This window comes from Alicycliphilus sp. T452 (assembly GCF_054512775.1).
In genome coordinates this window covers 249,776-256,610 of sequence record NZ_JBTNEH010000005.1, presented here as the reverse complement: position 1 = coordinate 256,610, position 6,835 = coordinate 249,776, and the positions used below count along the sequence as shown (strand labels likewise).

Here is a 6,835-nt window from a genome sequence, read left to right as displayed (position 1 = left end):
AGTCGGCTCGGTGCTCCTGCACCATGCGAACGGCGCGCTCGCGGACTTCCGGGGAGAACTTCGGTGACTTGTTCATGGCTCCATCTTCTCAAGAGTTGGTGCCTCCTCGAAATCCGGGGCTGTTCAGCAGATGCGAACTTCAAGTTCCTACAACCGTTCGGGCTGCAGAGAAGGACGGTCCGGCTCAGGCGCCCAGTGCTCAATCACGGGCTTCATACATCCCAGAGGCCGCTCGGGCTACCCGAGCCGGTCCGAGGCTTAAAGATACAAGGTCCAGCCTCAGCCGCAGCGCGCGGCGGTCACCTTGCCGCCGCCGTCCACCTCCAGGCTCAGGCGCTGGGCGTCGAACACCTGGGTGACCGGCTGCCCCTGGCGCACCACGCGCGCCATGCGCGCCCCGGCGCGCACGCGCGCCTCTTCCACCACCCTGGCCGTGCCGTTCTTGCCGACGGCCCACTGCGCGCCCTGGGCATCGCAGGTTCCGCCCACCGGCGCCGTGCTCGCGCCGATCGGCTGCGCGGGGCCAGCCCCCGGCCCCAGTGCCGAACACCCTGCCAGCAGCGCCAGCGCCGCCATGCCTGCCACACCACCCGCGCGCGAGAAATACCGCATGTCCACCCCTCCACGAAAGCCGGCACCATAACGCGGCCCGCGCGCCGCCGCCGTCACCATCGGTAACCGCCCGTCACTGCGCCACGGCCACCGCCTCCAGCCCCATGGCGCGCACCTTGGCCGCCGCCGCATTGGCCTGCGCCGCCGAGCTGAACGGCCCCACGCGCACGCGCTGCAGGCGCCGGCCGTCGGAGCGCACCAGCGGCTCCACGGCAGATGGCAGGCCCGCCTGCCGCAGGCGCGCATGCGTGCGGCGCGCGTTCTCGGGGTCCGCGAACAGGCCCACGTTGATGTACAGCCTGCGCTGCGCGGCCCTTTGCGGCGGCCGCGCCGGCACGGGGTCTTTCGCCTGGGGCGGCTCCTGGACCGGCGCCTGCACTGCCTCGGGTTCCGGCCCGGCCTCGGGCTGCGGCAGCGCCTGGCCGCCGGAAGCCGGTTCGATGGCCACAGGCGCCGGATCGGCGGCTGGTGCAACAGGCCGCTCGCCGTCCACGCCTGGCGGCTGCGGCGCGGGCCCGGGTTCAGGCGCGGACAGTGCGGCGGACACGGGCTCGCCAACGTCCGGCATCGGCCGGGCCTCCATCGCACCGGCAAAGGCCAGCCACACCGCGGCGGCGGCCAAGGCCAGCGCCGCGCCCACCACCGCCACCCACAGCAGCCGGCGCCGGCTGCTGGCCCGGCGCTGCAGCAGCCCCATGGCCTCGCGCATGGTGGAGGCGGCCGACACCGCGCCGTCGATGCGCCGGCGCGCATCGGCATGCACCAGCGCATCGCCATACAGGCCCAGCCCGCCGCACAACACCGTCAGCCCGGCCAACGCCAGGCCGGCCAGCATGGGCCACGGCAATGCCAGCCACCGGTGCCCCACGGCCCACAGCAGCAGCGCACCCGACGCCAGCGCCGCAAACGCCAGCAGCGCCTGCCGCCACAGCCGCCGGAACGCAAGCCACCCCAGCGGGCACAAGGCCGCCGCCAGGTTCCACCCGGGCAGCACGCGCCCCGCCGCATCCAGCCGCTCGAATGCGGCCAGGTAGTGCTCCAGGTTCACGGGCCCCAGCGCTGCCCGGTACAGCGCCGGCGCGACGCTGGTGTACTGCGCAGCCGCGCCGGGCGGTTCCGCGGCATGCGCCGCATGGGCGGTGTAGGTTGGCATGCGCGCCATTCTGGCATGCGGCCCCGCACGCTCCGCGCGGGCGGCCAGCCACAAAAAAACCCGCCACGGGCAGGCCATGGCGGGTTTTTACGAACTGGTAGGGCGTGGCGGACTTGAACCGACGACCAAAGGATTATGAGTCTGGCCGGGTCATGAGCGCTGGCACACGCTTACACGTGATGGGCATCTACAAAAGCGGCTGGATGCATTGCCCCCTAGGCCGCGTGTATCCTCGATCCCCATGCGATTTGTAGATGACTCGAACAATCAAAGCGAGGTGCCCCAGTGACTGAAGCCAACGAACTTCCCAACGCAGACAAGGAGGCTCTTGGCTCTCGCTTGAGAAAGCTGAGGGAGGGCATCTCCTGGACACTGGGCGAGTTGAGCGAGGTGACCAAGCACCTAGACCCGTCTGGCGACGGCGTCTCCAAGGTTTCAATTTCTCGCTATGAGAACGGTGACTCCTTCCCCGGCTACCGGGAGATCAAGTTGCTCGCACAGGCGTTCGCCGTTCCTGTCGCCTCCCTCTTCTATGGCGATGTACCCGACCCCTACTCGGGTTGGGACATGTCTCTTGATGACTACCTGAGGAATGTCATCAGAAGCGTGTTGATCGAAGAGGGGGTCATTGAAGGCGAGTCCCGTGCCGACAGAGAGCACAAGCAGATGCTCTTGTTACGCAGCATCCAACTTCGACGAAAAGCCATCTCGCGCGACGCTCTGGATGACGAAGACAAGGCCGAACGAACGCGACTAGACAAAGCACAACAGGGTGAGCTGGATAGGCTTGCGCTGGAAGCCGATGCTCTCCCAGAGAAGAAATCAAAGAAGCAAAAATGAGATAAATCTCGAAAAAGATTTGACAATCACGGAACGCGAAGCCAGAATCAAATTCGAGAATTTTCTCGTTTTTGAAAGGTTTCGCCATGAGCAACCCGAAGAAGGGCGTCACGCCCGAGCAACTGCGCCAAGCAGCCAAGGACCTCAACCTCACGGTTGCGGCCATCGCCGAAGGGACCGGCCTCTCCAAGGCCTACATCAGCGAGTTTCGCAATGAGACCCGCAACCTCTCGACCTCACAGCAAGCCCAACTCCGCACCTATCTCGAAGCCCAGTACGAAGAGCAGGGCCAGGAGTTCCCCGAGGAACAGGACACCAGCGACCGGGATCTGCTGCAGGGCCTGGGCGGCATGGTCAAGCGCATCACGCGCCCGGCCATCCTGCTGTCCGAGGACGTGCCCGCAGCGCAGGCCGAGAAGCTCACCGACCTGATCGAGGCGAACCGCCTCAAGGTGGGCGACATCCTCAACACCGAGTTCGCCAACGGCGGCTTCCTCGGCGGCGAGTTCTCGGAGGGCACCGAGAACGCCATCCGCGAAATCTTCGCGCTGCTGGCGCTGAACTACGTGGCCATCCTGATGCTGCAGGGCCGGAACATCGCCCGCAAGCTGCCCGAAGGCTTCCAGCCAAAGACGCTGGGCGACTGGCTCTCGGGCTACCTCTCCACCTCCCCCCTGGCCGATCTGCTGCCCGAGGCAGACCCCGCCGACGCCGAAGCGGAGGCAGCATGAGCACGTTCACAACGCCCATTTCGATGGTGGCCGGCTCTGGCAAGGGCGCGGCCCTTGCCGCTGGCGTGATCGGACTGCTTTTGATGCTCGCGCTGGCGTCCAAAAGCGACCCGACAGCACGCAATCAGACCATCGGACGGTGATTCTGATGCGGTCAGAACCGTCAAAACCCAGTTCTGATGCGGGTTCCGGGCCTGTCGCACGTGCGGCAGTGCCCGGGCGGCGCACGCGCGGCGATGGCGTCCGCGCTGCGCACGGGCTCCAGCAGCCTCTCTTTTCTGGTGAACAGGCGGCCTGCGTGCTCCCCTGCCCTCCCCTGACGGGGCGCCACAAGGCGCCGACCGGGGCACCCGCGAGCACGAAGGTGCGAGTGGGGGGGGAGGGAACCCCGTCCGCCCCTGCGGCTTGCGCTGCACCCGGTGACATCGCCACCGCCACGCTGCCCGACGGCACCTGCAAGCAATTCCGGGAGCTGCCGTGCTTTGACGCCTACGTGGGCGTGTGGCGCGCGGCGGGCTTCCTGGTGACCTGGAACGACCCGTGGACTGTCGTCATCACCCGCGGCGGACTAGATGCCGGGCCGCCTCGCCCCTCTGAATCTCCCGCCCACCCGGACACCCCCTAACCCCCTGGAGGCCTCTCATGGTCAAACTCGATTTGGGCATTGCCAAGTTCGACTACTACGTGCCCACCATTCACGACGGCTGGCCGCTGCATTTCAGCATCGGCCGCGAGGGCATCTTCCTGTTTATCAAGCCCATCCAGTTCGCGCTGCTGTGGCCCTGGGTAGAAGCGTGAACCAGATGCCCGCACAACGCCCCTTTGCCTGGTGGAGCACCCCCACTCAGCGCGCACTGCGTTCAGACACACCTGCGCCCGGCCAGGGCTTGCACCGCCGCCCCTTCTCTCGCGCCAGCCAGGCGCAACCGCCCTTGGAGTCTGATCGTGGAACAGCGCAAATTTTCCGCTTCACGGGCAGTAACACCCCGTATGAGTCTCATGAGTGAGACAGCAGCCAGCGAAGCGCAGCCGCTCATGGGACTCGATACGGTACGGATCAAAAGCCCTTACATGGCCCGCAGCATCGTGGACAGGGTGAAAGCTCAGGGCCAGAGCTATTGCCAGGTGCTCAACGAAACCGGCGAACTGCTTTGGGAAGTCACCCGCACCAACCTGCGGGGCTCCTACGACTCCCGGATCATGGTCAAGCCGATGTACGAGGACTGCAGCAAGTCCAAGAGCGGCAAGCCCGAATGGCACCCGAGCCAGCCCTATCTGATCGTGGAATGTTCGCTTCCCAAGGCCATGCACGGCCAGAACATGTACGGGGTGATCGCGGACCTTCCCGAAGCCTGCGAGAGCCTGCGTGCCCTGCTGCAGCGGCTGCTGGGGGTGGAACTGCCCCACACCGGCCAATGGACCGTGCAGCGCGTGGATTGGTCAGAGAACTTCCGGTTGCCCTACCAGGCGGTGCAGGAGTTCTTCGAGGGCATTTACCACGTGGCCTTTCCGCGCCGGAAGATGCAGAAGTACGGCAACGAGGCCATCTTCGTGCCCGGCACGACCACCACGATCAAGCTGTACCACAAGGGACCCGAGTTCGACCGCAACGACCGCAAGCGGCTTTACGTGGTCCTGCGCGGCCTTTACCAGCAGAACCGCGCCAAGGATGCGGCCACCGACTGGGCACACCGGCAGGCATCGCGGAAAGTGGCGGCGCTGCAGCGCCTGGCGAACGACCGGCTTCGTGCCGAGGTAGAGATCCACGCCGAGAAGCTGGACTACGACTTCGGCCACAAGCCCAAGGTGCACGAGGTCACCACGGCCTACCTCGAAGCCGTGTTCGACAAGGAAATCGCGCGGCTGCTGCGTGAAGGCCAGGACGGCGTGCAGATCGTGCGCACCAGCATGGCCGTGCGTGATCGCTTGGAGGCTCGCTATTCACCCGAGCTGGCCGGGCTGCTGCATGGCTTCTGGCTCGCCCTCGCCACCCACGGCGAAGACGACACGAAGACCCGCAGCACGCGCGCCACCTTCTACCGGCGCCGCAAGCAACTCGTGGACGCTGGCGTGTCTTGGCTCGCCACCGACATGCAACTCATCGAGCGTCAGGGGCAGATGCTGCCCGCTGACTTCTCCCCCGTTCGTGCAGACCCCAGGCGATGTACCAGCCTGGTGCGCGAAAGACCCGCGTTCGACTACCAGCGCGGACTACTCCAACTGGCCGCCTAAGGCCCTCTCCGAAAGGAAATCATCATGAGCGAAACCGTTCTCGTATTGCGTGCCGACCGGTACGAATTCACCAGCGAAAAGACCGGCGAAATCATCAAGGGTGCCAACGTCTACTTCATCAGCGACACCCAGGTCGAGACTCCGAACGCCGTGGGCGACAAGCCCATGAAAGTAGCCATCAGCGATGAGGTGTTCGACGACATCAAGCTCCACGGCGCGCCGGCCATCTACGACATCACTACCCGCACCAAACCGGGCAAGGACGGCACAGCCACGGTAGTGCTCACGAAAGCCAAGTTCCAGCAGTCATTCAAGCTGCCCGAGTCGGAATGAAAAAAAGCGCTCACGTGCTGCAACACATGAGCGCCCACCGAACCACAAAAACCTATCCGTGATCGGCCCTGGCAGCTTACTCCATGTAGGCCGCCAGCGGCCATGAATCGAGGCACACCATGTTCTTCCACGCCCCCAGCAGCATCTACGGTCCCGACTGCCTTCGCATGTTCATGGATGAACTCGGAGGCCCTAAGGCCGTGCACAAGTACCTGGGCGTTTCCGAGCGCACCGTGTTCCATTGGCTATCCACGGGCCGTGTTCCCCGCGCTGCAGTCCTCGCACTGTTCTGGGAATCGCAGTATGGGCGTTCGCAGATCTTCACCGACCAGGTAAACGAGATTCGCCTGCTGTATCGGGAGGTATGCCTACTGCGCGAACAGTTCCAACGTGCGAAAGACATCATCAGGGGCCTGCGCGCCATGCACGCGGGATCGGCCAACGAACCCCTATTCGAAGAGCTACCCGACTTCGGCCCGGCGATGCAACCCACCATCAACGTGAACGCTGAGCTACCGATGGCAATGGCCCATGCCGGGGAGGAAAAGGCAACGGGCACAACACACGCATCTCCGCGAGCACGCAAGGCCATGCAAGCTTTCGAGCACACCCGCAAGGCATCGAGAGCATGAGGGCTGCGCCATGGAATCGCCCCTGTTTCTCAACGCCGATGAACTCGAAACCCTCACGGGCTTCAAGACACCCGCGCGCCAGGTGGAATGGCTGCGCACCAAGGGCTGGCGCTTCGAGATCAACGGCAACCGCAGGCCCATCGTGGCCCGCAAATACGCCGAGAAGATGCTGGGTTGCGGCGTGCCCGAGGAACGCGGCTACAGGCCGAATTTCGGCGCATTGCAGGGGGCGTGATGGGGCGGCGTAGGCAGTCGAACTTTGACGATCCCCCGCGCTTCCATCGCAAGGGCAACGTCTGGTA

Annotated in this window: 10 protein-coding genes; 8 read left to right on the top strand and 2 right to left on the bottom strand. The window is 65.3% G+C overall.

From position 1 onward, the window contains the following. Positions 1–279 precede the first annotated feature (279 nt). On the bottom strand, positions 280–612 hold the full coding sequence (locus ACX12L_RS06905) for an I78 family peptidase inhibitor (protein WP_459261934.1): 333 nt from the start codon (positions 610–612) through the stop codon (positions 280–282). Positions 613–685: 73 nt separating this feature from the next. Then, positions 686–1,765, bottom strand: a complete 1,080-nt coding sequence (locus tag ACX12L_RS06900) for an SPOR domain-containing protein (protein WP_459261933.1) — start codon at positions 1,763–1,765, stop codon at positions 686–688. Positions 1,766–2,050: 285 nt separating this feature from the next. Here ACX12L_RS06900 and ACX12L_RS06895 point away from each other — a divergent pair, with 285 nt between their 5' ends. The 8 genes from ACX12L_RS06895 (at position 2,051) to ACX12L_RS06860 (ending at position 6,768) form a co-directional block, all read left to right on the top strand. Continuing rightward, on the top strand, positions 2,051–2,605 hold the full coding sequence (locus ACX12L_RS06895) for a helix-turn-helix domain-containing protein (RefSeq protein WP_459261932.1): 555 nt from the start codon (positions 2,051–2,053) through the stop codon (positions 2,603–2,605). A gap of 86 nt (positions 2,606–2,691) precedes the next feature. Continuing rightward, complete coding sequence (locus ACX12L_RS06890; RefSeq protein WP_459261931.1) at positions 2,692–3,336, top strand: helix-turn-helix domain-containing protein; 645 nt, start codon at positions 2,692–2,694, stop codon at positions 3,334–3,336. Beyond that, entirely contained in the window at positions 3,333–3,479 is a 147-nt protein-coding gene (locus tag ACX12L_RS06885) for a hypothetical protein (RefSeq protein WP_157982605.1), read from the top strand. Before ACX12L_RS06890 ends, ACX12L_RS06885 begins: the two co-directional genes overlap by 4 nt. A 499-nt stretch (positions 3,480–3,978) precedes the next feature. Further along, positions 3,979–4,134, top strand: a complete 156-nt coding sequence (locus tag ACX12L_RS06880; RefSeq protein ID WP_459261930.1) for a hypothetical protein — start codon at positions 3,979–3,981, stop codon at positions 4,132–4,134. Positions 4,135–4,335: 201 nt separating this feature from the next. Next, entirely contained in the window at positions 4,336–5,568 is a 1,233-nt protein-coding gene (locus ACX12L_RS06875; RefSeq protein ID WP_459261929.1) for a phage/plasmid replication protein, II/X family, read from the top strand. A 24-nt stretch (positions 5,569–5,592) separates the two neighbouring features. After that, entirely contained in the window at positions 5,593–5,901 is a 309-nt protein-coding gene (locus ACX12L_RS06870) for a hypothetical protein (RefSeq protein WP_459261928.1), read from the top strand. Positions 5,902–6,020: 119 nt separating this feature from the next. Then, on the top strand, positions 6,021–6,533 hold the full coding sequence (locus ACX12L_RS06865; RefSeq protein WP_459261927.1) for a hypothetical protein: 513 nt from the start codon (positions 6,021–6,023) through the stop codon (positions 6,531–6,533). Between the two features lie 10 nt (positions 6,534–6,543). Next, positions 6,544–6,768 carry a DUF4224 domain-containing protein gene (locus ACX12L_RS06860; protein WP_459261926.1) on the top strand — a complete coding sequence of 75 codons (225 nt, stop codon included), beginning with the start codon at positions 6,544–6,546 and terminating at the stop codon, positions 6,766–6,768. Positions 6,769–6,835 lie beyond the last annotated feature (67 nt).